This window comes from Streptomyces graminofaciens (genome assembly GCF_030294945.1).
Lineage (GTDB): Bacteria > Actinomycetota > Actinomycetes > Streptomycetales > Streptomycetaceae > Streptomyces > Streptomyces graminofaciens.
This window is the reverse complement of record NZ_AP018448.1, coordinates 8,181,779-8,207,926: the sequence shown is the minus strand read 5'-3', so window position 1 is coordinate 8,207,926 and position 26,148 is coordinate 8,181,779. Positions and strand designations below refer to the sequence as shown.

The 26,148-nt window shown below is 69.0% G+C and carries 20 protein-coding genes; 11 read left to right on the top strand and 9 right to left on the bottom strand.

Annotated features, from left to right (window positions below):
* Window positions 1-4: 4 nt before the first annotated feature.
* Window positions 5-1,759, top strand: a complete 1,755-nt coding sequence (gene sdhA, locus SGFS_RS36075; RefSeq protein WP_286256349.1) for a succinate dehydrogenase flavoprotein subunit — start codon at window positions 5-7, stop codon at window positions 1,757-1,759.
* Window positions 1,759-2,520: a succinate dehydrogenase iron-sulfur subunit gene (locus SGFS_RS36070; RefSeq protein WP_286256348.1), complete on the top strand. Its 762-nt coding sequence runs from the start codon at window positions 1,759-1,761 to the stop codon at window positions 2,518-2,520. The genes sdhA and SGFS_RS36070 overlap by 1 nt, the downstream gene beginning before the upstream one ends.
* Before the next feature lie 106 nt (window positions 2,521-2,626).
* Here the strand turns inward: SGFS_RS36070 and SGFS_RS36065 are convergent, their stop codons facing one another.
* From SGFS_RS36065 to SGFS_RS36050, 4 genes are all read right to left on the bottom strand, one after another.
* Entirely contained in the window at window positions 2,627-2,890 is a 264-nt protein-coding gene (locus SGFS_RS36065) for a TM2 domain-containing protein (protein WP_286256347.1), read from the bottom strand.
* Window positions 2,891-3,199: 309 nt separating this feature from the next.
* The gene (locus SGFS_RS36060; protein ID WP_286256346.1) at window positions 3,200-3,598 is read right to left on the bottom strand and encodes a DUF2752 domain-containing protein; all 399 of its coding nucleotides are present in this window, start codon (window positions 3,596-3,598) and stop codon (window positions 3,200-3,202) included.
* The gene (locus tag SGFS_RS36055; RefSeq protein ID WP_286256345.1) at window positions 3,591-4,094 is read right to left on the bottom strand and encodes a TM2 domain-containing protein; all 504 of its coding nucleotides are present in this window, start codon (window positions 4,092-4,094) and stop codon (window positions 3,591-3,593) included. The genes SGFS_RS36060 and SGFS_RS36055 overlap by 8 nt, the downstream gene beginning before the upstream one ends.
* Window positions 4,095-4,240: 146 nt before the next feature.
* Window positions 4,241-4,456, bottom strand: coding sequence for a DUF7737 domain-containing protein (locus SGFS_RS36050; RefSeq protein WP_350284043.1), 216 nt, complete (start codon window positions 4,454-4,456; stop codon window positions 4,241-4,243).
* A gap of 132 nt (window positions 4,457-4,588) precedes the next feature.
* Here SGFS_RS36050 and SGFS_RS36045 point away from each other — a divergent pair, with 132 nt between their 5' ends.
* The 3 genes from SGFS_RS36045 to SGFS_RS36035 all read left to right on the top strand — a co-directional run bounded on the left by SGFS_RS36045 (window position 4,589) and on the right by SGFS_RS36035 (window position 6,634).
* Window positions 4,589-5,155, top strand: coding sequence for a hypothetical protein (locus tag SGFS_RS36045; RefSeq protein WP_286256344.1), 567 nt, complete (start codon window positions 4,589-4,591; stop codon window positions 5,153-5,155).
* A 69-nt stretch (window positions 5,156-5,224) separates the two neighbouring features.
* Entirely contained in the window at window positions 5,225-6,016 is a 792-nt protein-coding gene (locus tag SGFS_RS36040; protein ID WP_286256343.1) for a LamG domain-containing protein, read from the top strand.
* Window positions 6,017-6,076: 60 nt separating this feature from the next.
* Window positions 6,077-6,634, top strand: a complete 558-nt coding sequence (locus SGFS_RS36035) for a hypothetical protein (RefSeq protein ID WP_286256342.1) — start codon at window positions 6,077-6,079, stop codon at window positions 6,632-6,634.
* A 57-nt stretch (window positions 6,635-6,691) separates the two neighbouring features.
* Here the strand turns inward: SGFS_RS36035 and SGFS_RS36030 are convergent, their stop codons facing one another.
* On the bottom strand, window positions 6,692-13,564 hold the full coding sequence (locus tag SGFS_RS36030; RefSeq protein WP_286256341.1) for an RHS repeat domain-containing protein: 6,873 nt from the start codon (window positions 13,562-13,564) through the stop codon (window positions 6,692-6,694).
* Between the two features lie 484 nt (window positions 13,565-14,048).
* On the opposite strand from SGFS_RS36030, the gene SGFS_RS36025 reads away from it, so the two are divergent.
* The 5 genes from SGFS_RS36025 to SGFS_RS36005 all read left to right on the top strand — a co-directional run bounded on the left by SGFS_RS36025 (window position 14,049) and on the right by SGFS_RS36005 (window position 20,212).
* Window positions 14,049-17,603, top strand: a complete 3,555-nt coding sequence (locus SGFS_RS36025; RefSeq protein WP_286256340.1) for a DNRLRE domain-containing protein — start codon at window positions 14,049-14,051, stop codon at window positions 17,601-17,603.
* A gap of 116 nt (window positions 17,604-17,719) precedes the next feature.
* Window positions 17,720-18,151, top strand: coding sequence for a VOC family protein (locus tag SGFS_RS36020; RefSeq protein WP_286256339.1), 432 nt, complete (start codon window positions 17,720-17,722; stop codon window positions 18,149-18,151).
* A 100-nt stretch (window positions 18,152-18,251) separates the two neighbouring features.
* Window positions 18,252-18,677: a hypothetical protein gene (locus SGFS_RS36015; protein WP_286256338.1), complete on the top strand. Its 426-nt coding sequence runs from the start codon at window positions 18,252-18,254 to the stop codon at window positions 18,675-18,677.
* Between the two features lie 5 nt (window positions 18,678-18,682).
* Window positions 18,683-19,309, top strand: a complete 627-nt coding sequence (locus SGFS_RS36010; protein WP_286256337.1) for a thiol-disulfide oxidoreductase DCC family protein — start codon at window positions 18,683-18,685, stop codon at window positions 19,307-19,309.
* A gap of 222 nt (window positions 19,310-19,531) precedes the next feature.
* Window positions 19,532-20,212: a TetR/AcrR family transcriptional regulator gene (locus SGFS_RS36005; protein WP_286260241.1), complete on the top strand. Its 681-nt coding sequence runs from the start codon at window positions 19,532-19,534 to the stop codon at window positions 20,210-20,212.
* Window positions 20,213-20,249: 37 nt separating this feature from the next.
* Here the strand turns inward: SGFS_RS36005 and SGFS_RS36000 are convergent, their stop codons facing one another.
* The 3 genes from SGFS_RS36000 to SGFS_RS35990 all read right to left on the bottom strand — a co-directional run bounded on the left by SGFS_RS36000 (window position 20,250) and on the right by SGFS_RS35990 (window position 23,615).
* On the bottom strand, window positions 20,250-21,806 hold the full coding sequence (locus SGFS_RS36000) for an ABC transporter substrate-binding protein (RefSeq protein ID WP_286256336.1): 1,557 nt from the start codon (window positions 21,804-21,806) through the stop codon (window positions 20,250-20,252).
* 213 nt (window positions 21,807-22,019) lie between these two features.
* A complete protein-coding gene (locus SGFS_RS35995) occupies window positions 22,020-23,318 on the bottom strand; it encodes a metallophosphoesterase (protein WP_286260240.1) in 1,299 nt (432 codons plus the stop codon).
* Window positions 23,319-23,372: 54 nt separating this feature from the next.
* The gene (locus SGFS_RS35990) at window positions 23,373-23,615 is read right to left on the bottom strand and encodes an SCO4848 family membrane protein (RefSeq protein ID WP_286256335.1); all 243 of its coding nucleotides are present in this window, start codon (window positions 23,613-23,615) and stop codon (window positions 23,373-23,375) included.
* A 169-nt stretch (window positions 23,616-23,784) separates the two neighbouring features.
* On the opposite strand from SGFS_RS35990, the gene SGFS_RS35985 reads away from it, so the two are divergent.
* Window positions 23,785-25,080, top strand: a complete 1,296-nt coding sequence (locus tag SGFS_RS35985) for a D-alanyl-D-alanine carboxypeptidase family protein (protein ID WP_350284042.1) — start codon at window positions 23,785-23,787, stop codon at window positions 25,078-25,080.
* A gap of 83 nt (window positions 25,081-25,163) precedes the next feature.
* On the opposite strand, the gene SGFS_RS35980 is transcribed toward SGFS_RS35985, so the two are convergent.
* Window positions 25,164-26,093, bottom strand: coding sequence for a YihY/virulence factor BrkB family protein (locus SGFS_RS35980; RefSeq protein ID WP_286256333.1), 930 nt, complete (start codon window positions 26,091-26,093; stop codon window positions 25,164-25,166).
* Window positions 26,094-26,148 lie beyond the last annotated feature (55 nt).

Genomic DNA, 26,148 nt, shown 5'->3' with positions numbered 1-26,148 from the left:
AATCATGAAGATCCACAAGTACGACACCGTCATCGTCGGCGCCGGTGGCGCCGGTATGCGCGCGGCCATCGAGTCGACGAAGCGCAGCCGTACCGCCGTGCTGACGAAGCTCTACCCGACCCGCTCCCACACGGGCGCCGCGCAGGGCGGCATGGCCGCCGCGCTGGCCAATGTGGAGGAGGACAACTGGGAGTGGCACACCTTCGACACGGTCAAGGGCGGTGACTACCTGGTCGACCAGGACGCCGCCGAGATCCTGGCGAAGGAGGCCATCGACTCGGTCCTCGACCTGGAGAAGATGGGCCTGCCGTTCAACCGGACGCCCAACGGGACGATCGACCAGCGCCGCTTCGGCGGTCACAGCCGGAACCACGGCGAGGCCCCGGTCCGCCGGTCCTGCTACGCGGCCGACCGCACCGGCCACATGATCCTGCAGACGCTGTACCAGAACTGCGTCAAGCACGGCGTGGAGTTCTTCAACGAGTTCTACGTCCTGGACCAGCTGATCACCGAGGTCGACGGCGTCAAGAAGTCCGCCGGTGTCGTGGCGTACGAGCTGGCGACCGGCGAGATCCACGTCTTCCAGGCGAAGGCCGTGATCTACGCGTCCGGCGGCTGCGGCAAGTTCTTCAAGGTGACGTCGAACGCGCACACGCTGACCGGTGACGGCCAGGCGGCCGTGTACCGCCGGGGTCTGCCGCTGGAGGACATGGAGTTCTTCCAGTTCCACCCGACCGGCATCTGGCGCATGGGCATCCTGCTGACGGAGGGCGCCCGCGGTGAGGGCGGCATCCTCCGCAACAAGGACGGCGAGCGCTTCATGGAGAAGTACGCGCCGGTCATGAAGGACCTCGCGTCCCGTGACGTCGTCTCGCGCTCCATCTACACGGAGATCCGCGAGGGCCGTGGCTGCGGTCCCGAGGGCGACCACGTCTACCTCGACCTCACCCACCTTCCGCCGGAGCAGCTCGACGCCAAGCTCCCGGACATCACCGAGTTCGCCCGGACGTACCTCGGTATCGAGCCCTACACGGACCCGATCCCGATCCAGCCCACCGCGCACTACGCCATGGGCGGCATCCCGACGAACGTCGAGGGTGAGGTCCTGAGCGACAACACCACCGTCGTGCCGGGTCTGTACGCCGCCGGTGAGGTCGCCTGTGTCTCCGTGCACGGCGCCAACCGTCTCGGCACCAACTCGCTGCTCGACATCAACGTGTTCGGGCGCCGGGCCGGTATCGCGGCCGCCGAGTACTCCCAGAAGGCCGACTTCGTCGAGCTGCCGGAGAACCCGGAGTCCCTGGTCGTCGAGCAGATCGAGCGGCTGCGCTCCGCCACCGGCAACGAGCGCGTGGCCGAGCTGCGTCGTGAGCTGCAGGAGACCATGGACGCCAACGTCATGGTGTTCCGCACCGAGCAGACGATCAAGACGGCCGTGGAGAAGATCGCCGAGCTGCGCGAGCGCTACAAGAACGTCTCGATCCAGGACAAGGGACGTCGCTTCAACACCGACCTCCTGGAGGCCGTCGAGCTGGGCAACCTGCTCGACCTCGCCGAGGTCATGGCCGTGTCCGCGCTCGCCCGCAAGGAGTCCCGCGGCGGTCACTACCGCGAGGACTACCCGAACCGCGACGACGTCAACTTCATGCGCCACACCATGGCGTACCGCGAGGTCGGCGACGACGGCACCGATTCCATCCGTCTCGACTACAAGCCGGTCGTCCAGACCCGCTACCAGCCGATGGAGCGTAAGTACTGATGGCTACCCCTGTTCTGGACAAGGTCGAGGCAGAGTCCGCGGCCTCCCCGTACATCACGGTCACCTTCCGGATCCGCCGTTTCAACCCGGAGGTCTCGGCTGAGGCCGAGTGGCAGGACTTCCAGCTGGAGATCGACCCCAAGGAGCGCGTCCTCGACGGTCTCCACAAGATCAAGTGGGACGTCGACGGCACCCTGACGTTCCGCCGTTCCTGTGCGCACGGCATCTGCGGCTCGGACGCGATGAGGATCAACGGCAAGAACCGTCTTGCCTGCAAGACCCTCATCAAGGACATCAACCCCGAGAAGCCGATCACGGTCGAGCCCATAAAGGGCCTCACGGTCCTGAAGGACCTGGTCGTGGACATGGAGCCGTTCTTCCAGGCGTACCGCGACGTGATGCCCTTCCTGATCACGAAGGACACCAACGAGCCGACGCGCGAGCGCTTCCAGACCGCCGAGGACCGCGAGCGGTTCGACGACACGACGAAGTGCATCCTGTGCGCCGCCTGCACGTCCTCGTGCCCGGTGTTCTGGAACGACGGCCAGTACTTCGGTCCGGCCGCGATCGTCAACGCCCACCGCTTCATCTTCGACTCGCGTGACGAGGCCGGAGAGCAGCGCCTGGAGATCCTCAACGACAAGGACGGCGTGTGGCGTTGCCGCACGACGTTCAACTGCACGGACGCCTGCCCGCGCGGTATCGAGGTCACCAAGGCGATCCAGGAAGTGAAGCGCGCGCTGATCACGCGCCGCTTCTAGGCTTCCCCGCCGTACGACGCTGAGGGCCCCGCTCCGGGATCGGAGCGGGGCCCTCAGCGTGTGTCACCGAGCCCTGCCTGCGGGCAGAGGCCCTGTGGGCAGAGCGTCAGCCGCGCAGGACGCGGCCCTGCGAGTCGGTGCGGTCGTTGCTCGTGAGGAACAGGATGCCGTCGATCAGGGCCCAGATGCCCAGACCACCGCAGGTGAGCAGCTGAGCGACACCCACACCCGCGTTACCGACGTAGAAGCGGCCGATGCCGAGGGAGCCCAGGAAGAGCTGGAGGATACCCGCGACGATCTTCGACTTGTCGGAGTACGGGCGGCCCTGCGGGTCGTAGCCGAAGGGAGCGTCAGGGGTGGGGACGGTCATGGAAGTAACTCCTGGAAGCGGTACAGATTCAGACACCGGAGCGGTTTTGCTCCGGGGGAGTCCAGGAGGGACGGCACGGCAGACACCGGCAGCGGCTGGGCACGGCGAACACCGGCAGCCATTGAGCACGACGATCCCCCGTCATCCCCCCTGTCGTCCGTGCAGCGTAGGGAGAGTCGTGGGGTCGATGGGAGGGGAACCGGGCGATCGTTCCGATTCCGTGATCCGGTTCCAGCCAAGTTGCGACAACTCGCCGACATAAAGGGCGCGTAAGGGATTTACGGGAGCGGTGGCGGGAAGGCCGGCGGTTCAGTGGAGGTTGCGGACGACCGTCCAGGTCACCGCGATGCCGAGGATCACGGCCTGCGTGCGGGGCTTCAGCCGGGGCCGCCAGCGGCGTCCGCGCAGCCCTTCCACGGACCAGCGGCCGAGCAGGGCGAGCGCGAAGGGCGCGGCGAGCAGCAGCGCCCGGTTGTCGTGCCAGGCGGCGGTGAACTGGCCGTGCATCAGGTCGTACACCATGCGGGTGCCGCCGCAGGCGGGGCAGAGCAGCCCCGTGACATAGCGGAACGGGCACTGAGGCAGCAGGTGGCCGGGCTCGTGCGGGTTGGTGCCATACAGATACGCGGCACCCGCCAGCCCGGCGACGGCCACCGCGAGGGGGGCCGCCGCCGGATGCCGGAGGGCGTTCAGGCCACGCTCAGCCACGCAGGACCCGGCCGTTGGAGTCCGTGGTGTTGCTGGAGGTCAGCAGGATGATGCCGTCGATCAGCGACCAGATGCCGAGGCCGCCGCAGGTGAGGAGCTGCGCGACACCGAGGCCGACATGGCCGATGTAGAAGCGGCCGACACCGAAGGCGCCCAGGAACAGGGAGAGGATGCCCGCGACGATCTTCGACTTGTCGGAGTACGGGCGGCCGTACGGGTCGTAGCCGTACGGGGCGTTGGGGTCGCCGGTGTACATGCCGCCGGTCGGGGGCGCCTGGTAGCCGTAGCCCTGCGGAGCGCCCTGCTGGGGGTATCCGTAGCCCGGCGCGGCGCCCGGCTGCTGGTATCCGCCCTGCGGGGCAGCACCGTAGGGGTCACCCTTCGGGGCGCCGTACGGGTTGGCGCCCGGCGCCTGGCCCGGAGCCTGGTTGGGGTACCCGTATCCGGGCTGCGGCGGCTGCGGGGGCTGAGCGGGCTGCTGGGGCTGCTCGGTCACGGTACTGACTCCTGCGGAATTGGTTGCTTGAGCGGCTGAATATGGGCTGTCCGTCATATTGCAGGAGAGAAGGGCCCGGAGAGAAGTTGTTACTTCGGCCGGTACCCGCCTGGCACCCGCGTGTGCGCGGAGTCACAGGCCCCTGATCAGAGTTGGCCGAGGATCGTCGGGTCCGTGATCTCCGTGTTCTTGGCGAGCAGCATCGCCTTGCTGAGGATGACTGCGAGCATACGGTCGTCCTTGTAGGGGAGACAGCCGGTGTGCGGGGTTCCGTTCCCCCAGCTCGCCGAAGCCGTACGACGGCCGGTACTCGCGGAAGCGGCCCGGGGCCGCCGTCCTGCCAGGTCGGGTCGCTCGCCCACGCCGGCGACGCCCACGAACAGGTCGACGTCGGGCAGGACTTCGGAGAGGACCAGCGGCGGTATCTCGTTGCCGTGGGAGGACAGTAAGGGGGACCACTGACAACGGCTCCAGGACCGCTCTGGATTGCGGGGATGAGCAACTCCCGCGCGGCCGCCGTCCTCACCACCCCCGACCTGGCCGAGGCACTGCATGCCGTCCGTACGCTGCTGGGCCTCGCGGACCTCAGCCAGGCGGAGGTGGACTTCGAGGCCACGCTCCGCACTCCGCAGGCGCTGACCCGCGTGCTGCGGCTGATGCCCGACCTGAAGTGGCGGGCCCTGGCCGGGGAAGAGCACGGCTCGTCGGAGTCCGGCGCCGACCCGTTGGTGTGCCTTCCGGTCTCGGTGCACGACTGGTGCCACCCCCTCGACCTCGCCGAGCCGTTCATCGCGGCTCTCGGACGCGACTCGGCGGGCGTCCGCTGGGATCTGAACGGCTGGCCGGAGGTCCCCGAGGCGGGACTGTGCCTGATCACCCAGAAGTACGCGTACCTCACGCTGTCGGTGAACTCCCGCGACCTGTACCAGGACGAGCCCGCCCCGGACCACACGGTGTACGTACACGTACGGGACGTCGGCCTGGACCTGGACCGGGTGGAGTGGCTCGCGGCGCGGGCCGGTGGGCGGTTCGAGGGGAAGGTCGAGCTGTCACCTTTGTGAGGCCCGGCCGTGGCCGAAACGCTGTGCAACTTCTGTGGCGGATGGGGCTGTTGGTTACAGACTTCCCGCATGAACGTTCTGAGGAAAGCCGCCGCCGCGCTGTCGGCCGCGGCCGCGGTTCTGATCGCGATACCCCCCACTGCCTCGGCAACGCCCGCCTCGCACGACGCGTACGGCCGGACCCTCGTGAAGGAGAACTTCAACCGCCTGCCCCTCGGCCCGGTCACCCGGGGCCGGGGCTGGACCACCGACGCCTCGAACGGCTCGCTGACCGTCGAGCCCAGCGCCGACGGGCACGGACGTGAGCTCCGTATCCGTACCGAGGGCAACGGCCGGGCCTTCGTCGTCTTCTCCGACCTGGCCCCTCCCGGCAACAGCTACTGGGCCCGGGTGCGGCTGCGGGTCGCCGAGTTCCCCACCGCCCCCGACTGGGCCCACTGGACCCTCGCGGAGGCCTCCGGCTCCGGCTCCCCCACGCTGGTCCGGCCGCTCGGCGGGCAGTACGCCCCCACCGACAAGGGCAACTTCTACGGCGTCGGCTCCGATCTGGGGCCGACCGGTGACTGGACGAACTGGCGGACGTCGGCCCCGGCCGCCGGCGGTGCGTGGACCTGCGCCGAGTTCCATCTCGACGCCACGGACAACCGGGTGAGCGTCTATCTCAACGGTGTCGAACAGTCCGACCTGACCGTCTCCACCAAGCAGCACGGCGGCACGTCCGACGACTTCGTCTTCCCCTCCTTCGACAAGCTGAAGCTGGGCTGGCAGCTGTATCAGGGCGGGCCCACGCCGTCGTCGTACGACATCCGGATGGATGACATCTCGGTGAGCGAGCGGCGGGTGGGGGGCTGCGGAGACTGAGCGTGGTGGGCGTGGCGGCCGGGGAAGTACCGGGAGAGTGCCGGTGGCAGACTGGCCGCCATGTCCAATTCCTACGCACAGCCCATCCTGCGGACAGCGGATCTCGCGGAGGGTCTGCGCATTGTCGAGCGGTTGCTCGGGATCGCCGATCTGCGGGATCTCGAGGTCGATTTCGAGGTTCGGGTCTCCTCGGCGGACGTGCTCGTACCGTTGCTGGAACTGCTTCCGCGCGCCAAGTGGTTCGCCGAAGGGGACACGGGCGGCTCGTCGGCGAAGGGGGACGATCCGGCGGCGCATCTCCCCGTCTGGCTGAGGGCCTTGGGTCGGCCGCCGGAGACGGTCCAGCCGTTCCTCGACGCGGTGGGCGGCAGCCCGGCCACGGTTCGGTGGGACTTCATGGGCTGGCCCGAGGCGCCGGAGGTGGGGCTGGGGGTCGGTGGCGCGAGGGGTGCGTTCGTGACGCTGTGCGTGAACGTCCGCGACCTCGAACTGGAGGAGCCCGCGAGCGATCACACCGTTTTCGTCCACGTCAAGCAGGTCGAGGCCGAACGCGCGCCGTGGCTCGCGGCCCAGGTCGGTCTGACGGTGATCGGCGACCTGGAGATGGCCCCGTACTGAACGGGTGTGGCCCCGCCGGAATTCTCCGGCGGGGCCACACCCGTGAGGTCTCGTTTCCTAGATCGGCGGATTCTCTGTGGTCGAGGGCTCCAGAGCCTCATGGAATCCGAACGGGTCGAAGAAGTCCTTGCCCATCTCCGCGATTCCGCCCCAGACGCCGAAGCTCCGTACATAGCTGTTGGTCTGGGCGAACGGCATCAGTGATCCCGCGATACCGAAGATGCGGCCACGGATTCTCGGACTGACCCGAGCGGTGTTCGCCTTGCCGGTCACGGCGTTGAACACCCTGCCCGTGTCGTAGCCGCTGTCCGGATGGATCACCCGGACCCGGGAGTCATGGGTGTACTCGTTGGCGACCTGGTTGGCCTGTGCCTCGCTCGCGGCGACGAAGACCACGTTGTTGGCCTGTTCCTTGCCGTCCAGCGCCTTCGGGGTCATCTTGCCGTCGATGTCGCCCTTGATCCAGTCGAGTCTCTTGGTCGGGGACTTGGCGCTCGTGGCGTCGAAGTCGATCACGTCGACGATCTTGCCGTTCTCGTAGGTGACCTTGATGAAGTCGGACGTCGTTCCGTTGTACCGCCGATTTCCGTCGTTGTCCGTGAAGTACCCCTTGTCCACGAGCACATTTTTGTCGTTCTGCGACAAGTAGATCTCGCCGGTGCCCTTGTTGGAGCCGTCGGTGTAGAGCCCGGCCGCAATGAGGTCGTCGTTCAGGTACTTCAGAGCGCGTCGCGCGGCGTCGTTGTCGGGCGTGCCGCCGATGACGTGCCCGATTCCGTACTCGTCGTAGATCGCCGTGCGGCCGTCCGGCAGTCTCTTCTGCGTCAGCTTGGGACCGGACGGAACAGGACTGCCCCCTCCGCCACCGCCCATGGCCGAGCCCGGAATGAGGATCGGGAAGAGACCGCTCGGGTCGGCCTTGCTGACCGGGCTGTTGCCGCTGTACGCGTACCCGTTCATCTGCAGCGGGTCCGCGATGTCGATGACCGGGTCGGCGGAGAGGAAGCGGCCGGAGGCCTGGTCGTACTCGCGGGCGCCGATGTGGGTCAGGCCGGTCGCCGCGTCGTCGATGCCGACGCCGAGGTAGCCGCGCTTGTTCGGCCAGCCGGAGGGCTTGGTGCCGCGGATCTCGCCGTACGGCTTGTAGGCGCGGCGTGCCACCGGCTGGGTGCCGGCGAGTTCGACCGCGGTGTTCGCCGTGCCGAGGTGGTCGGCGAGCAGGACGTTGAGCTTGTGGCCGGTGGTCGCGCCGTTCGCCGTGGTGCGGATGACCGTCGGGGCGCCGGACTGGGCGTAGGACCGGGCGGCCTTGGTGATCGCCCCGCTCGCGTTCGTCGTCACCTCGGTCTCGCCGAGGTACAGGGTCGAGCCGGTCGGTGAGTTCTCCAGGACACGGTTGCCGTCGGCGTCGTAGACGTAGGTCGTCCTGGTGCCGTCGTCCGTGATCGTGTCGAGGCGGTTCTCCTGGGTCCAGGTCAGGTTCTGTGTGGTGTTCGACAGGTCGCGGACCTCGGTGTTGCCGGCCGCGTCATAGGTGTACGAGCTGCCCTTGCCGGTCGGGCTGGAGCTGATCCAGTCGACCGTGTGGGGCTGCTTGCTGTCGTAGCCGTAGCTGTAGCCGACGTTCTTGGTGGCGTCCGCGGGGTCGTGCTCCGTCATGGCGGCGCGGTTGCCGAGCCAGTCGAAGGTGAAGGACTGGCGGTAGGCGGTGGCGCCCGTGGCGACGGTGGCGGAGGCGGGCGCGGCGGCGGTCAGGGTCGACGACAGCGAGGTGTCCGGGCTGGACACGTCCGTCGCGGCGTCGGGGGCGTCGGCCACCGGGCCGGTCGAGGCCTCGTAGTCGGTGCGGGGGCCCCAGGTCGTGCCGTTCGAGGCCTTGCAGCCGGTGGCCTTGCCGTCGGGGGTGACGTTCGACGTCCAGGCGTTCACCATCTCGCCCATGGCGTCGTAGGTGAAGCACTGGGTGTCCCAGGTGGTGCCCGAGGCCTCGGTCAGGCTGCGGGCGTTGGAGGTGATGGTGCCGGAGGCGTCGTAGGAGTAGTAGCTGTCGGAGATGCGGTGCGGGCTCGCGGTCTCGCGGTCGGCGACCGTGCGCTGGAGGCGTCCGGTGTGCGGGTCGATGAAGTTGGTCGTCCACACCCGGGACGGCTGGGAGCCGGAGACCGTGCGCAGCGGCTCGCCGAAGGGCGAGTAGGTGACGTCCGAGGTGTACCAGGCGCGGCCCGAGGTGGACTCGGCCAGGCCGTCGCTGTTGTAGCGGGTGATGACCTTCTCGGCGGGGAGTCCGCCGACGGCGGGCATGGTGTACGACAGCGGCTGTCCGGTGACCGGGGTGTAGGTGTACCCGTAGGTGTAGGTGCCGGAGACGCCCGTGGTCATGGTGTTGGACGGGATGACCGTCTCGCGGCCGGTGACCCGGTACTCGCTGTCGTAGCCGGTGACCCGGCTGATGTAGTCGCCGTTCGCGGTGTGCCGGATCGAGGCGACCGGCCTGCCGAGCGCGCCGGTCAGGGAGTCGTAGGTGAACTCCTTGACGGGGGTCGCGGTCTCGGAGCCCTCGCGGACCTTGGTGGGCCGGCCCAGGTCGTCGTACTCGGTGTACGTCGTCTTCCCGCGCGAGTTGGTCGTCTTGTTGGGCCGGTCGGCGGCGTCGTACCAGGTCTCCGTCTTGCCGGTGTCCGGGTCGGTGGCGGAGGTGACTCGGCCGCGCGCGTCGAAGGTGTACGACCAGTTGTTGCCGGCCGGGTCGGTGACCTTGGTGCGGTAACCGCGGGCGTCGTACTCGTAGGCCGTCGTACGGCCGGTGTCGCTCTCGGAGTCGTCGCGGCTGTAGTGCTTGACCGAGGTGATCCGGCCGAGGGCGTCGGTGTAGGTGCGGGTCCGGGGGGCGGTCCCGCCGGCCGGGTTCACATAGGTGCTGGTGTCGGAGTAGCTGGTGTAGGTGGCGTACCGGTAGTCGCCGTCGAAGTAGGTCGAGTGGCGGACCGGCCGCTCCAGGCCGTCGTAGCGGGTCTTGGTCCAGCTCGGGATCGACGTGGTCGACTTGGGGGCGAACAGCTCGGCCGCGGGATCGCCCTTGGCGAGGTATCCGGCGGTCTGCTCGTCGACGAGTCCGTGGTCGTTGTACGAGGTGTCCGTGACGATCCGGCCGGGGCCGTGGGCCTCCTCCTGGGTCTGGACCTTGCGCATCAGGCCGTCGTAGATCGTGACCTGCTTGCTGTAGGTGCCGTCGTCCTTGAGGGTCCTGATGGTGACCGCCGCCGGACGGGTCGTCTCGGACGTGGCGATGGCGTTCTGGTAGTCGATCAGGACGTCCGCGGACTTCCCGCCGGACGACCGGGACGCCGACCAGCCCTTCACCGAGCGTCCGAGCGCGTCGTACTCGGTCTTCATCACCCGGCCGTTGGGGTCGGTGACGGTGAGCGCCAGGCTGCGGCCCGGGTCGAAGGTCGTGGTGGTGGCGTGGCCCTTGGTGTTGATCACCTTGATCGAGGTGACCGGGCCGCCGTCCGCCGGGACGTACTGGGTCTCGGTGGAGCCCTCACCGGGCGCGGTGACGACGCGCTTGCGGCCCAGGTCGTCGTAGGTCGTCGTGGTGACCTTCGAGTACGAGGTGCCGGCGCCGTCGATCTCGGCCACGGAGGTGATGTCGCCGTTCGTCGGGGTGGCTCCGTGGTCCAGCTTGTCGTAGCTGTAGCGCACCGCGGACTTGAGCTGCTTGGCCGGGTCGGCCGAGTCGTGGTTCGCGCAGGAGGTGCCCGTCGTGCGCTGTTCCTTGGTCAGGCCGATGAGCCAGGCCGAGGTGTTGTGGACGTACGACGTCTTGGTGCAGGTCTGGTCGGAGAGGGTCTCACCGCCGGAGCCGTTCGGCTTCACCACGGCCGTCTCGACCTGGTAGGGCAGGCTGTAGGTGTCGTCGAACGAGGTGAGCGTGCGGACGGCCCGCCAGCTCGAGTCGACCGTCTGGATCTCGTCCGAGCGCTTGATGCCGCCGCGGTGGGCGAGCAGCGGTTCGAGGTCGGTGCCGGTCTCGGCCTCGCGGGCACGGGACGCGGTCTGCTTCGACCAGGGGTAGCTCAGGACGCGCTTTTGGACCCGCTTGTCGGAGTTGAGGTAGGTGATGGACTCCGCCGTCAGGCCCGCGTACTGCGGGGCGTCGTCCTCGACCAGCGTGTACGTGCCGGTGGAGTCCTTGACCGCGCCGCCGACGCCCTGGAAGTAGCGCGTCACGGAGTACGACTGGGACTGCGGGTCGCCCTGCTGGGAGCTGGACTTGCTGCCCTTGGTGACCGCCACCTGGCGGTAGCCGCGCCAGTCGCTGTACGTCTGCAGGGCGGGACGGGTGAACTCGTCGACGCTCTTGGCCCAGGCGGAACCGGAGTAGGCGTACTTGGTGACGACGGGCTTGCCGTGCGAGGTCACCTTGTCGGTCTCGGTCACCGAGTGGACGACGTACTTGTTGAACCAGGACTTCGCCGGAGTCTTCTCGTCACCGTCCGGCGACCAGCGCACCGGGTAGCAGGTGCCGTTGCTCTTGCCCTTGTCCTCGGCCGGCTCGCTCGCGCAGCCGCCCTTGTACTCGACCTCGATGTCACCGCCGTACTCCGTGGCGACCGTACCGATGCGCGGCCGGGTGAAGCCCGGGCGCTGGTCGTTCGGGCCGGTGAGGACCAGGTTCGGCAGCTGGCGGTCCTGGAGGCGGGTGCGCAGCGGAGAGTTGGAGCCGACGGAGTACTCGGCGAAGCTGACGCCGTCCTTGTGCTGGAGAGTGCCGGTGGTGTCGCCGGGGGCGAAGCCGCGCCGGGTGATCGAGTTCAGCCACAGCCCAGGGGAGGTGTCGTACCAGTCCTCCGGGAACGACTGGTGCAGCTCGTACGTGTCCACCTTGCCGAGACCGCTCTGGCCGGCACGCGCACCCTTCGTCGTCACCGCGTCCAGGCGCATCTGCGTCCAGAACGAGGGGAAGGGCGGGCACAGCTTCGACGACGACTTGCAGTTCAGGTTGCCCGGGGTGTCCCACCACGGTCGGTACGCACCCGGGTCGTCGGTCTTGTTGAAGTTGTCCGCGGTGCAGGCGGCCTCGGACTTCAGGCAGCGCTGCTTCACCCCGAACTCGACCGTCGCCGACGGCTTGGTCAGGTCCGAGCGCATGCCGTACTCGATGACCGTCGGGTAGGCGAAACGGTCGTACTGCTCGGGGTTCTTGAACTTCTTCTTGACCGCGTAGTAGTTCGTCTCCTGCTTCCAGCTCACCACCATCGCATTGCCGTGCACGTCGACGACCTTGTCCAGACCCCAGCGCCAGGCCTGCTTCTTGCCCGAGCCGCAGCGGGAGTCGGCGAAGGCGTCCGCGTGGCAGGGCTCGCCCGGGTGGTTACCGAAGACGGGAACCGTGGAGACCGAGTCCGTGTTGGCGTGACCGCCGCCGACCTGGTTCTGGCCGAAGTAGTACTTCGTGCCGTCCGCGGTGGTGACGATCCAGTACTCGCCGTTGTTGTCGCCGTTGCTGCCGCCCGTCTTGTGCTCGACACGGGTGCCGTCGTCCTGCGTGGGACGGTAGATCTCGGTATCGGTCTCGGGGTTGCTGCCGGCCGCCGCGTCCCGGACGAGGTCCATGGTCTTGCCGTTGAGGGACATCACGGCGTTGTACGACGCCCAGCACAGGTCGGACGTCTTGTCCTTCTTGGCGGTGTTGTTGGGCGTACCGGAGTTCAGCTTCTTGCGGTCGTCCTGGCAGGTCCGGTAGCGGCGCTCGATGTGGCCGGGGTCGTAGTCCCAGCCCTCGCCGATCCAGGAGGACTGGGGCGAGGCGATGGCGGTACGCCCGTCCACCGACTGGGAGTTGTAGGTGAAGGAGACACCGGGGACCGGGCCGGCCGGAGCCGCCGGGATCGTCAGCGGGTACGACCAGGCGAAGGCACCCGAGGAGCCGCCTGCCGACCACTTGCCGTTGGAGACCAACGGCGTCGCCTTGAAGGTGCCGCCCGCGCCGCCGCCCGAGTCGACCGCGCCGACGACCGCGCTGTCACCCGTCGCCGCGACCGGGGTGACCGAGGACGTCTTCGACGTGCGGTACGCGGCCTGGGCGACGGAGGGGCCGTCGGAAGTCGGTGCGGTCGGCGCGGTCGGCGCGGTCGGCGCCTCGGTGGCCGAGGCCTGGGAGACCGTGCCGTCCGCCGCCGTGTCGACGGTCGCCGTGATCGACTGCGTCTTGGTGTCGTTGGTGGTCTCCAGCTCCTCGTACTCCTGGCACGCCTCGACATCCGGCGTGGTCAGGTAGCACTCGGGGAACTGCACGAAACGCAGCCGGGAAGCCCAGTCCGCGCCATAGAGGTTCTTGAACTTGGCGTAGTCGAGCTTGACCGAGATCGGCACGGAACCCGTCGCGGGCGCCTGGACCTTGACGACGGCGCCGTCGACACCCTGGGAGACGGCGGCGGCCCGGTCGTAGACCTGGACGTTCCACGTGCCGCTCGGCGCGGCCTGGTCGGGGGCCTGACCGAGACTGACGGGGAGGTCCTCGACGGGCTTGAGGTCGACCTGCTGGGCGGAGGTGCTGGTGCGGGTGGTCGTGCCCTTGGGAGCGGAGGCCTGGCTCGTGGTCGCCGTCGAGCCGAAGCTCACCGTGCCGACGTCGGAGGCCGGGGCCGTGGCCGTACCGGCCGGCGCCTGCTCCAGGTCCTCGGGGACCTCGACCTTCAGGGACTCCAGGTCCCGCTCGAAGACCTCGCCGGTGAGGACCTCGTCCTGCTCCAGCGCCTCCAGGTCCAGGGTCTCGCGGCCCTTCTCGGCAACCGACGGATCGGGCGGCAGGGCCATCGACTGGGCCGGCAACAGGGTGATGAGCAGGGCCGCGCCGATGGTGGGCACGGCTGCCGCGCGCAGACGGCGCAGGCGGCGACAGCGGACATACGAATGGCGACCGAACACGGCGAGGTCCCCCCGGACCACTCGAGGCGGGACCGGGAACGGACCACGCGTGATGGCGTATCAGATGCCGGGAATTCTGTGATGGCTCTGTGAAGTTCCGCTAGATCGTCTGTACGGATGTGATGACAGTCACGGTGCGTAACAGAAAATAAGGTCTGGTTAAACTCAGACCCGCTTTTTGGAGAGGTAAGGGAAGGCTCCACCCCACTGAGATCAATCGCTTAATTCACCAGTTCCCCTGGCAAATAACCATCGAATCAGGGGAGTTGGGAACCGGTTCGGGCGGTTTTGCTCTCGCCACCGGTGGCTGATACCGCAGTTGTCGTTCGATCCCCTCAACCCCCATTACGGACCGCCCGGTTGATCCACTCAATACCCGGCCGCGCTCGCAATGCGTGACGACAGCCCGCTCATAGGTCATCATCGGCTCGCCCGGCCGAGCCCTGTGCCGTGCCGGTTCCAAGGGGGAAGGGGAACCCGCCCGATGACGCGCAAGGAGCGCAACCGGCCTCGCATGCCCGGAAGACGGACGACGGCCGCCGTACTCACCGCGGCTCTCGCCGCCACCGGCATCACCTTCATCGGCCTCGGCCTGGACGACTCGGACTCCGGGGGCGGGTCGGGGGGCGACCGGAAGGCCAAGCCGGTCACCGAGGGCGCCGCACTGACCAAGGCGGCGAAGACCGGGAAGAACGTCGAGGTCACCGCGTTGCGCACCGCGCGGTCGACGACCTGGGCGCGGCCCGACGGCTTCCTGGCGAAGAGGCTGTATTCCTCCCCCGTCCGGGCCAAGGTGGGCGGCGAGTGGAAGCCCATCGACTACGACCTCCGGCGCACGGAGGAGGGCTGGGAGCCGAAGGCGACGAACGCGCGGATGGTGTTCTCGGCTGGGTCGAAGGCGGGCGGTTCGAAGGCGGGCGGTTCGAAGGCTGGCGGTTCGAAGGCTGGCGGTTCGAAGACCGGTGCCTCGAAGGCTGGCGGCACGAGTGAGCGGGCTTCCCGTTCCGCCGTGCGCCGGGTCTCCCTCGTCAAGGGCGTCCGCACCGCCGCCGCGGCCGACACCGCGTCCCCCCTGGTCACCCTCACCGTCGACGGCTACACCGTCCAGCTGACCTGGCCCGGCCCGGTCCCCACCCCGATCATCGACGGCTCGCGCGCCCTGTACCCGGAGATCTTCCCGGGCGCCGACCTCGTGCTGACCGCCGACGACGAGGGCTTCGCCCAGCTGCTCGTGCTCAAGAACCGCGCGGCCGCGGCCGACGCCCGAGCCCAGCAGCTGTCGTACGGCATCACCTCCGACGATCTGACGTTCCGCCTCGACCCGGTGACCAGCGTGCTGAGCGCGGAGAACGCGTACGGCAACGAGGTCGCCGTCTCGCCGACGCCGCTGATGTGGGACAGCAGTGGCTCCCCGGCGGTCACCGACGGCGGGGTCGGGGCGAGCGCGCAGCCGACGACCGAGGAGAGCCCGGAGCCCAGCACGTCGGCCTCCGACGAGCCGAGCGACAGCGCGAGCCCCACGGAGGGGCTGATCGAGACCGACGAGCAGGGCGACACCAACCCCGAGACGCTCCCGCCCGCCACCGACGGCCCCGCGCCGACGGTCTCGGAGTCGCCGCTGCCGTCCGCCCCGGCCGAGCCGACGCCCGCGCCCACCCAGAGCGGCTCGGCGGCCACGCTCAGCCTGTCCGGACTGGACGGGCCCTCGCCCGACTCGCGCGGTGAGCTGGTCGACGTCGACCTGTCCGGCTCGAACTGGGTGCTCACCCCCAACCTGGACTTCCTCAACGACTCGGCCACCAAGTACCCGGTGTTCGTCGACCCGTCGGTGAAGAAGCACACGCAGAACTGGACCACCGCGTACAGCCGCCACCCCAACGCCACGTTCTACAACGGCAAGGGCTTCAACAAGGGCGGTACGCACGAGGCCCGGGTCGGCTTCGAGTCGGACACCTGGGGCACCTCCCGCTCGTACTTCAACATCGCCTTCGACAAGGACCTCAAGGGCACGAAGATCACGACTGCGAAGCTGCGCATGCTGGAGACGTACTCCTGGTCGTGCAGCGCCCGTTCGATGAGCGTGCACCTCACCGGCAAGGTCGACGGGCACACCAACTGGAAGAACGCGCCGAAGCTGAGCGACGGCAACAAGTTCGCGACCAAGAGCTTCGCGCACGGCTACAAGTCCGGCTGCCGGGACGCGTACGAGACCTTCGACGTGCGCAAGGCCGCGCAGAAGCGGGCCGACGAGGGCAAGGACAGCATCACCTTCGGGATGCGTGCCCGGGACGAGCACTCGCAGTACTCGTGGAAGAAGTTCCAGGCGAACGGCGACAACGCGCCGGTGCTCGAACTCGTCTACAACCGCAAACCGACCATCGACTCCAAGTCGCTCGACCTCGGCCCGGACGCCAAGTGCACCACCACCGAGCCGTACGTCCGCATGGGCTCGGGGAACCTGACGTTCACCGCGCGGGGCGCCGACAAGGACAAGAACCTCGACTTCCTCGACTTCGACCTGTGGGCGACCGGCAAGTGGGACACCACCGGTGATCTGCTGGGCTCCACCGGCAAGGTCTCGGTCGGCGGCGACAAGGACGTGGCGCTGCGCACCACCAGCGGCTTCGCCACGAGCAAGCTCACCAACGGCACCCTCTACTCCTGGCGGGTGCGGGCCGTGGACGACGCGAACGCCAGCTCCGGGTACGCCCCGGCCACGACCCCGTGCCGCTTCGTCCTCGACACCACCGCGCCCAAGCCGCCGAAGGTCAGCTCCACGGACTTCCCGAACGCGGACGGCGCCGAGAACGGCTTCGGCAACGACGCCGAGGACGCCAACTGGTCGACGAAGAAGTTCGGCACGGCGGGCTCCTTCAGCGTCCGCGCGCTCAACACGGACGTGATCCGCTACGAGTACGGCTTCAACGCGCCGAGCTACCCGTTCTCCCTGGGCCGCACCTCCGGCACGGCGACGACCGTCAGCGCGACACTCTCGAACGCGAAGCCGCCGACAGCGGGCCCGAACGTGCTGTACGTCCGCACGGTCGACGGCGCGGGCAACGTGTCCCAGCCGACGAAGTACTTCTTCTACGTCACCCCGCGCGACCAGGCCGACTCCCCCGGCGACTTCACGGGCGACAAACTCCCCGACCTGATGGTGGTGACCAACGAGGGCAACCTGGTCATGTACCCCTCCCAGGCCACCGACGACCTGGCCAAGGGCACGGGCGACCTGGACTACTCGATGCCGGGCGCCTACCGGGCCAACCCGAACAAGGACCCGAACGGAGACGACCTACCACCGTACGTCTCGGCTCCGGCCGGCCACTTCAAGGGCGCCCTGATCACCCACAACGGCGACATCTACGGCGGCGACGGCCTCCAGGACCTGGTGGTGAGACTCGGCGACAAGCTGTGGATCTACCCTGGCGACGGCTACGGCGCGGTCAACATCGACAAGCGGGTGGAGATCCTGCTCCCGAGCAACGCGCCCTCCCCCTCCGCCCTCACCCAGATCGTCTCGGCGGGCGACGCCACCGGCGACGGCCGCACGGACTTCTTCGCCACCGTCGGCGACGCGCTGTGGGCCTTCACCGGCTACCACGGCGGCAGCATCGACCAGGCGATCCAGCTCTCCTCGGCGCCCTGGACCGAGCGGGACATCGTCTCCGTCATGGACATCAGCGGCGACGGCGTCACGGACATGGTGTACCGCACCGACGTCTCCGGCCGTCTCCTCTACCGCAAGGGCATCAAGGCGAGCAGCGGCACCGGCGTCGACCTCAACTCCCTGGCCGCCGCCGCCAACTCGGCCGACGGAGAGGACGGCGTCTACGGCGCCTCCGCCTGGGGCAGCGGCAACATCTACCTGCTCATCGGCACCCCCGACGCCAACGGCGACGCCATCCCCGACATCTGGACGGCCCGCACGGACGGCACGGTCCGCTTCTACGCCGGAGGCCGGACGGTCCTGTCGGGCTCGGGCACGGAGATCATCGGCACGGCGAGCTATTGGAAGAACCGGGTCGCCATCGGGTAGGGCGACGGGTGAGGTAAGGGCCGAGGGGCCGACCGCGGAGGATCACTTCTCCGGGGTCGGCCCCTCGGCGTTTGTCGTTCCCCGGCGTCGGCGAACCGGCGCTCTAATCTGACGGCATGTCAGATAAATCGAGTGAAGAACCGCATGAAGAGCCGTACGAACTGCTCGGCTTCGACAACGTCCTGCTGCCCGTCGGGGACCTCAGTGAGGCCGTCGCCTTCTACGGGCGGGCCGGGTTCGGGCTGGGGTTCCGGCTGGACGAGGCCGGGATCGCGTTGCTGAAGGTCGGCAAGGAGACACCGGCGCTGGTGCTGCGACTGGAGGAGGCGCTGGGGCATCGGCCGCCGGTGTGGGGCGCCGCCCGGGTGTGGCTGGAGGTGCGGGACGCGCGGGGGGCCGCGCGGGCACTCGAAGCCGCCGGGGTGCCGCCGCTGGACCATCCCTTCCCCGTCGCCACCGGCTGGACCGTCGAGTTCGCCGACCCCTGGGGCAACGTCATCGGGCTCACGGACTACAGCCGTCGGCCCGAGTTGGGACGTACGTCATAGCCGCACGCCCGCCACTCGCTTGAACGTGTTCAAAAACAGCGCTACATTCTCACCACAGCGTTTTGAACGTGTTCAACAAGGCTCTGGAAAGGGCGGGGGCATGGACCTCACGGTCGTCGCGTATGTCATCTATCTGCTGGTCAGCGTGGGTCTGACGGTGTGGGTGGCGCGCACTTTGAGCAAGAACGGGCGGATCTTCCTCTCGGATGTGCTGCAGGGGAACGAGAAGCTCGCGGACGCCGTCAATCACCTGCTGGTCGTCGGCTTCTACCTCGTGAACCTCGGGTTCGTGGCGCTCTACCTGAACGAGGACGGGGCCATCACCAGCCCCCGTGAGGTGTTCGAGGCCGTCTCGACGAAGCTCGGGGTGGTGCTGCTCGTGCTCGGCGCGCTGCACCTGGGGAACGTGTTCGTGCTGAACAAGTTCCGGCGCCGGGGGGTCATGGAGCGGGAGCAGCTGCCGCCGGTCGCGCCGCAGGGCTGGGTCGCGCCGACGATGCCCGTCGCGCCCCAGGCCGGGGCGTGACATCAATGGCGGCGGTCACAGCCGCCGGGGGCCGGGACGCCGAGCGCGCCCCGGCCACCCCGGCCGCCCCGGCCACCCCGGTGGTTCCGGCGGTTCCCGCGGTCCCGGCGGTTCCGGTGGGCCCGGCGGTTCCGGTGGGCCCTGTCCTCGTACCCGTCCGTGGGCTCACCGTGCTGTACGACGACCGGTGTTCGCTCTGCACGTTCGTGCGGGAGTGGCTGGGCAGGCAGCGGCAGTTGGTGCCGCTCGGCTTCGTGGCGGCGGGGTCGCAGGAGGCCCGGGACCGGTTCCCCACACTCGACCACCAGGCGACTCTCCAGGAGATCACCGTCGTCGGGGACGGCGGGCAGATCTATCAGGGGTCGGCCGCCTGGGTCGTCTGCCTCTGGGCCCTGCGCGAGCACCGGCCGCTCGCCCACCGGCTGAGCACCCCGGCGGGGGCGAGGCTGGCCCGGGGTGCCGTGCTCGCCGCCGCCAAGTGGCGCGGGGCGCACTGGTCGAGGGGGGCGAAGGGCGGGGCCGAGCTGGAGGGGTGGGTGTACGACCGGAGGTCTGGGTGGAGGTACGTCCACCCCGTCGGTCCCCGTGCTTCGGCTGACGGCTGCGAGAGCGGCACCTGCCCGACTGGTTAGGCTCTGCCCGTGCCCGCAGCGAACGAGAACCCCGACGTCAGCACCGGCCCCGGCGGCGAGCCCGGTACGGACTCCGGCCCCGGCTCGGGAGCCGGAACCCCCTCCGGTCCCCCCTCCGGAACCTCCTCCGGGGCCGCCCCCGAAGCCGCCTCCGGCCGCGAAGGGGACCGTACCGACGCGGCCGCCAAGAGCCCCGCCAAGTCCGAGCAGACCCGCGCGCTCATCCTGGAGACCGCCCTGCGGCTCTTCCAGGAGCGCGGCTACGACAAGACGACCATGCGGGCCATCGCCAAGGAGGCCGGGGTCTCCGTCGGCAACGCGTACTACTACTTCGCCGGCAAGGAACACCTGATCCAGGGGTTCTACGACCGGATCGGCGCCGAGCACCAGGCGGCGATCCGGCCCCTGCTGGAACGGGAGAAGGACCTGGAGGCGCGGATCGCCGGGGTGCTGAAGCTGTGGCTGGACGTGGCGGAGCCGTACCACGAGTTCGCGGCGCAGTTCTTCAAGAACGCGGCCGACCCGGACAGCCCGCTCAGCCCCTTCTCGCCCGAGTCGGAGGGCCCGCGTGAGGAATCCATCGCCGTCCACCGCGAGGTGCTCGCCGGTTCCAAGGCCAAAGTGCCGGACGAACTCCGCGACGTGCTCCCCGAGTTGCTGTGGCTCTCCCAGATGGGCCTCGTCCTGTACTGGGTCTTCGACCGCACGGAGGGGCGCGAGCGCAGCTACCGGCTGGCCGAGCGCGGCGCCCGCCTCACCACCCGGGGCGTCTCCCTGGCCCGCTTCCGCGCCCTGCGCCCCCTCGTCCGCGAGGTCCACGACCTGTTCACGGACTTCCTGCCGGGGATGACGAAGGTACTGCCCGCCCCCGGCGACAAGGGGCGGGCAGCGAAGGGGAGTTAGTCAAACCGCATCGGGCGACGGCTTGAGGGGGACGCCGTCACAACCAATGCAACTGCCACAGCCGGAAAACCCCCGTCCCGTCGGACAGATACTGCGCCCCACCCACCTCTTCACTGCTGATGACGTACTCCTTGCGCTGCCACAGAGGCACGAGCGGCACGTCCTGGGCGATGATGTCCTGCAGAGTGCCGAAATCGCCCACGGCCCCGCTGCGGTCGCCGTACCGCTGGCTGTCCTGGACCAGCCGGTCGACCTCCTTGCTGCTGTAGCCGTTGTTCATGGCACCGCCCGTGCCCACGAGCGGCCCGGCGAAGGTGTCGGGGTCGGGGTAGTCGGCGACCCAGCCGACGGCATACGCGTCCAACTCCCCCTTGGCGTAACGCTGCTGGAAGTCGGTCCACTCGTACGCCCTGGTGGTCACCTCGAACAGCCCGTCGGCCTCAAGTTGCTTCTTCAGCTCGGTGGACTCGGCCTCGGCGGCCCCCCGGCCCTTGGCGAACCCGTAGGTGAAGCGCACCGGGAGGCTCACCCCGGCCGCTTGGAGCAGTTCGCGGGCCCGCTCGGGGTCGGGCTTCGGATACATGTCGAAGAAGGAGGTCGTACGGCCCGTCATGCCGGTCGGCATCAGTGAGTACAGGGGTTCGGTGGTGCCGTCGTACACCTCGGTGACGAGTTTCTCGCGGTTGATGAGCGAGGCGATCGCCTGGCGTACGCGGCGGTCCTGGAGCGGTGAGGTGGGGCGGACGTTGAGGACGAGGTTGCGGGTCTCGGCGCTGTCGGACTCGGTGACGCGCTGGTCGGGGTCGCCGGGAGAGAGCTCGGCGAGCACGGCGGGCGGGAGTTGCCGGGTGACGACGTCGACGTTCCGCGCCTGCCAGGCCTTCTCCAGCGCCTCGGAGTCCTTGTAGTAACGGATGAGGACGGGCGTGCCACTGCCCTGCGCCGCGCCCTGGTACGCGTCGTTGGGCGCGAGCCGGACCTGCCCGTCCTTCTCGTACGAGGACAGGACATACCGTCCCGTACCGTCGACACCGTCGTCCGTGCGCAGCGCGTTCGTCGGGTACTTGGCGCTGTCCACGATCGCGCCCGCGCCGGTGGTCAGCTTGAACGGGAACGTGGCGTCCGGCGAGGAGAGCCGGAAGGTGACGGTCCGCCCGTCCGCGTTCACCGAGTCGAGGGTGTCGAGGACGGAGGCGGGGCCGACAGCGGCGTTGATGCGTTTGACCCGGTCGAAGGAGTACTTCACATCGGCGGCGGTCATCTCGCGGCCGCTCGGGAACTTCAGGCCCGGGCGCAGCACACAGCGGTAGACAGTGAGCGCGTCGCCCGCGAACGCGCAGCTCTGTGCCGCGTCCAGCACCGGTTCGGAGCCGCCGGGTTCGAGGGTCAGCAGCGTCTGGAACACATTGCTGAACAGGGCCCAGGACCCGGCGTCGTAGGCGCCGGCCGGGTCGAGCGACGTGATCGAGTCCGTCGTACCGACCGTGATCGTCCTGTTCAGGTTCTGCTGCGCCGGCATCAACTGCCAGCCGCCCACGCCCGCCGCCGCCAACACCAGCAACGACGCGGTAACCCGCACGCGAACCGACAGCATCGGCTCCCCTCCCCAGGTCCCACCCGGCACATCTTCCTCAGTGGTTCCGCGGTGGCGTCGATCACCCAACCACAGGGGTTTCCGCCGGGGGAAGAGGGATTTTGTTGAGTTAATAAATAACTTACCGATGGCGGAATGAGTCCGTCCGGCTTCTTATAGATTCTTCTGAAGTAGCGGAAGTGAACAGTGAGTTGGAGCGGGACGAGGCCGCGACTAGGCCTTCCTGGAAGCCAGCTCCACCACGGTGATGTCGGACGGTGCCCCCACCCGAACCGGCGGCCCCCACGCGCCGGCCCCGCGGCTGACGTACAACTGCGTGTCGCCGTACCTTTCCAGGCCCGCCAGTGTCGGATTCGCGGCCTGGGCGACGTAGTTCATCGGCCACAGCTGGCCCCCGTGAGTGTGCCCGGAGAGCTGCAGGTCGACGCCGTAGTCGATCGCGTCGTGGATCTGAACGGGCTGGTGGGCCAGTAGAACCACCGTGCGCGAGGTATCGCGGTCCGCCAGTGCCTTCTTGAAGTCCGGGCCCTGGCCCTCGTCCTCGCCCGCCACGTCGTTGACGCCCGCGAGGTCCAGGTACGGCAGCTCGGTGCGGTCGTTCTCCAGGGGGGTCAACCCCAGGTCCCGTACCTTCTCCACCCACTGCTCCGCGCCCGAGAAGTACTCGTGGTTGCCCGTGACGAAGAACGAACCGTGACGGGCCTTCAGGTCGGCCAGGGGCGCCGCCGCCGGGCCCAGGTCCTTCACGCTGCCGTCGACCAGGTCGCCCACGACCGCGATCAGGTCGGGCTGGGTCGAGTTGATCGTGTCGACGACCTTCTGGGCGAAGCCACGGCCCAACATCGGGCCCAGGTGGATGTCGCTGACCACCGCGATCCGGAAACCGTGCGCCGCGCGCGGAAGCTTGGCCAGCGGTACGGTGACCCGCTTGATCCTGGGGCCGCGTACGACGCCGTAGGTGCCGTAGCCGACCGTACCCACCGCCGCCGCGGCGACCGCACCGCCGACCACCCGGGAGACGAAGAGCCGCCGGGAGGGGTCGGCGGCGGCCGGGACGGAATCGACGGCGGCCGGGACGGAGGGTTCCGTCACTGTCTCCGGCGCCACCTGCTCGGGCTCGCCCGCCCCCGCGGGCACCGGCTCCGGCTTGCGGACCTCCGACGGGGCCACCACGGGAACCGCCGCCCCCGCCCGCCGCTCGGCCAACCGGCGTACAAGCGGTCGTACGACCTCCCCCGCCAGAAGTGCCAGCAGCAGATACAGCGCCAGGGCCAGCCACATGAAGCCCGGCCAGCCCAGTGTCTGCTGGAGCCAGAAGGGGGCGCCGCCCCGCTCCGCCGCGAACGCGGCGAACAGCAGGACCGGGCCGGCGATGAACACCCCGGTGCCCACACGACGGGCGAGGCCCGGCCCGCGTGTCGTGTCGCGCACCAGGCGACGCCACGCATACCAGTGGAGGGCACCGAAGGCGCCCAGCACGAGCACGGCTACAAGGACGAAGACGATGGCCATCACGGCGTGACTCCTGTTGCTCCTGATACTCCGGTTGCTCCGGGCGTTTCGGCGCTAAGCGGACCGGCGGAGGGCGCGCAGGCCGCGCAACCCGATGACCCCGATGACCGTCCCAAGAACAAAGGAGACGACGGCGAGCGTCAGATGGACCCAGAAGTACGCCGTCGGATCTCCCGCGTCGTCGAACGCGAGGCCGCTGCCGTCCTTCCATAGATTTTTAACGAAAGTGACCCAAATGACCCAGCTCCACGCCCCGAAGGCGAGCAGGAACCAGGAGACGGGGCGGCTGAGCTTCATGCGTTCAGTATCGCCGTCGGCCGCCCGCCTTTCGCGCCGGGGTACGCACGGGGGCGCGGACTTGAGCGGAGACATGAGCGGGGGCGTGAGCGGGGGCGTGAACACAAGTGTGGGCGCCACCGAGGGCCGCGGTGGGATGTACCGGTCGGAGCCATGTACTTTCTCGATCGTGCCCGCCTCCAAGAAGACCGTCAGGCGCCCCCTGCTGGTCACCTCAGCCGCCCTCTTGTCCTTCTCAATGACGGCCACCCCGGCCTTCGCGGCCAAGCCGTCGCCGAGTTCGAGCGCCTCGCCGACCGCGACGCCCCCGGCGACCATGTCCACCCTCGGCGGCGCCCTGCTCGGCAAGCCGGGCACGCAGGCGAACATCGGCAGTGACGCGCCCGTGCTGCCCAAGGACATCAGCGCCCGTTCGTGGATCGTCGCGGACGCCGAGTCGGGCGATGTGCTGGCCTCGCACAACGCGCACTGGCGGCTGGCCCCGGCGAGCACGCTGAAGATGCTGTTCGCGGACACTCTGCTGCCGAAGTTCAACAAGGACGAGAAGCACAAGGTCCTCACCTCCGACATGGAGGGCATCGGCGCGGGTTCCAGCATGGTCGGCATAAAGGAGGACGAGACGTACACGGTCCACGATCTGTGGCTCGGCGTCTTCCTTCGCTCCGGCAACGACGCGGTGCATGTGCTGTCGGCCATGAACAACGGTGTCAAGCAGACCGTCGCCGACATGAACGCCCACGCCGAGGAGCTCCAGGCCCTCGACACGAACGTGGTCAGCCCGGACGGCTACGACGCGAAGGGGCAGGTGTCGTCGGCGTACGACCTGACCCTCTTCGCCCGTTCCGGCCTGCAGAAGAAGGACTTCCGGGAGTACTGCTCGACAGTGCGGGCGAAGTTCCCGGGAGAGACGAAGAAGAGCAAGAAGGGCAAGAAGACCCGCGAGTCCTTCGAGATCCAGAACACCAACCGGCTGCTGACGGGCGACAGCGGTCTCGACCCGTATCAGGGCATCGCGGGTGTGAAGAACGGGAACACGACGAACGCCGGTGCCACGTTCACCGGGGTCGCCGAGCGCGACGGCAGGGTGCTGCTCGTCACCGTGATGCACCCGGAGAAGAACGAGCACAACCAGGTCTACAAGGAGACCGCCGCCCTGCTCGACTGGGGCTTCAAGGCCTCCGGCAAGGTCGAGCCGGTGGGTGAACTGGTGCCGCCGAAGGGGGCGGAGGCCTCGGGTGAGCCGGCCGACGCCGATGCTCAGTCGGGGGCTACGGCGTCCCCGTCCGCGACCGCCTCCGGCAAGGCGGTTGCCGCGGGTGCCTCCGGCGGGGCGAGCGGGGTCGGGACCGCGTTGGGGATCACTGGGGGTGTGCTGGTGCTGGTGGCCGGTGGGGGGTTCCTGGTCAATCGGCGGTGGCCGTCGCGGCGGAAGAAGGCCGAGGAGGAGACGGAAGCGTCTGCCTGACGGACGCGTCCGTCTGACGGGCCCGGCTGCCTGACGGACCCGTCTCTGCCTGACGGAAGCGTCTGCCTGACGGACGCGTCCGTCTAGTCGCTGTCGGCTGCGGGCCGCGGGTCGTCTGTGGCTGGTCGCGCGGTTCCCCGCGCCCCTTCCTGGTCCGGCGGCTCCTCCTTGCTCCCCTCCGCCGTCCAACTCGCGCAGAACAGCAGCAGCTTCGTTGTGAAGTTGATCCACAGGAGGAGGGCGATGGGGACGCCGAAGGCCCCGTACATGCTCTTCGACGCGATGCCCTGCATATAGCCGCTGATCAGCAGTTTCAGCAGCTCGAAGCCGGCGGCGCCGAGCAGCGCGGCGACGACGAGTCGGCGGCGGGGCGGCTGGACGCCGGGGAGCAGGGTGAGGACGTAGAGGAGAAGCAGGAAGTCGGCCAGTACGGCGACGGCGAAGGCGGCGGCCTGGAGCAGTACGCCGCCCCAGCCGTCCCGGTCTATGCCCAGCCGGTCGGCGGACCAGCCGACCGCCGACGACGCCACGGCGGACGCGGCCAGCGAGACGAGGACCGCGCCACCGAGCCCGACCAGCACACCCGCGTCCTTGGCCTTGGCCAGCACGGGGTTCTCGTCGGAGTCCGGCTTCTCCCACACCGCGCGCAGACAGCCGCGCATCTCGCCGACCCAGCCGATACCGGTGAACAGCAGCAGGGCGCCCGCGATGATTCCGACGGTGCCGGCGTTGTCGACGAGGCTCCCGATGTCGAGCTGGTCGGAGATGCCGGGGACCTGCTCGGTGAGCTTCTCCTCCAGATCCTGCCGACGGCCCTCGGTGAGCGTCGCGGCGGCCACGGCCGCGCCGACGGTCAGCAGCGGGAACAGCGCCAGGAAGCTGATGAAGGTCATCGCCGCGGCCAGTCGCGTCCACTTGACCCGCTCCAGCCGCTCGTACGACCGCCACGCGTGCGTCGCCGTCAGCCGCTCGACCACGGGGCCGACCCCGGGGAGTTTCTTCAGCCAGTCCATGATCCGACTCTGCCCTCTTCAAGGTTGCCCGATGCCCGGGTACCCGTAAGAGGGC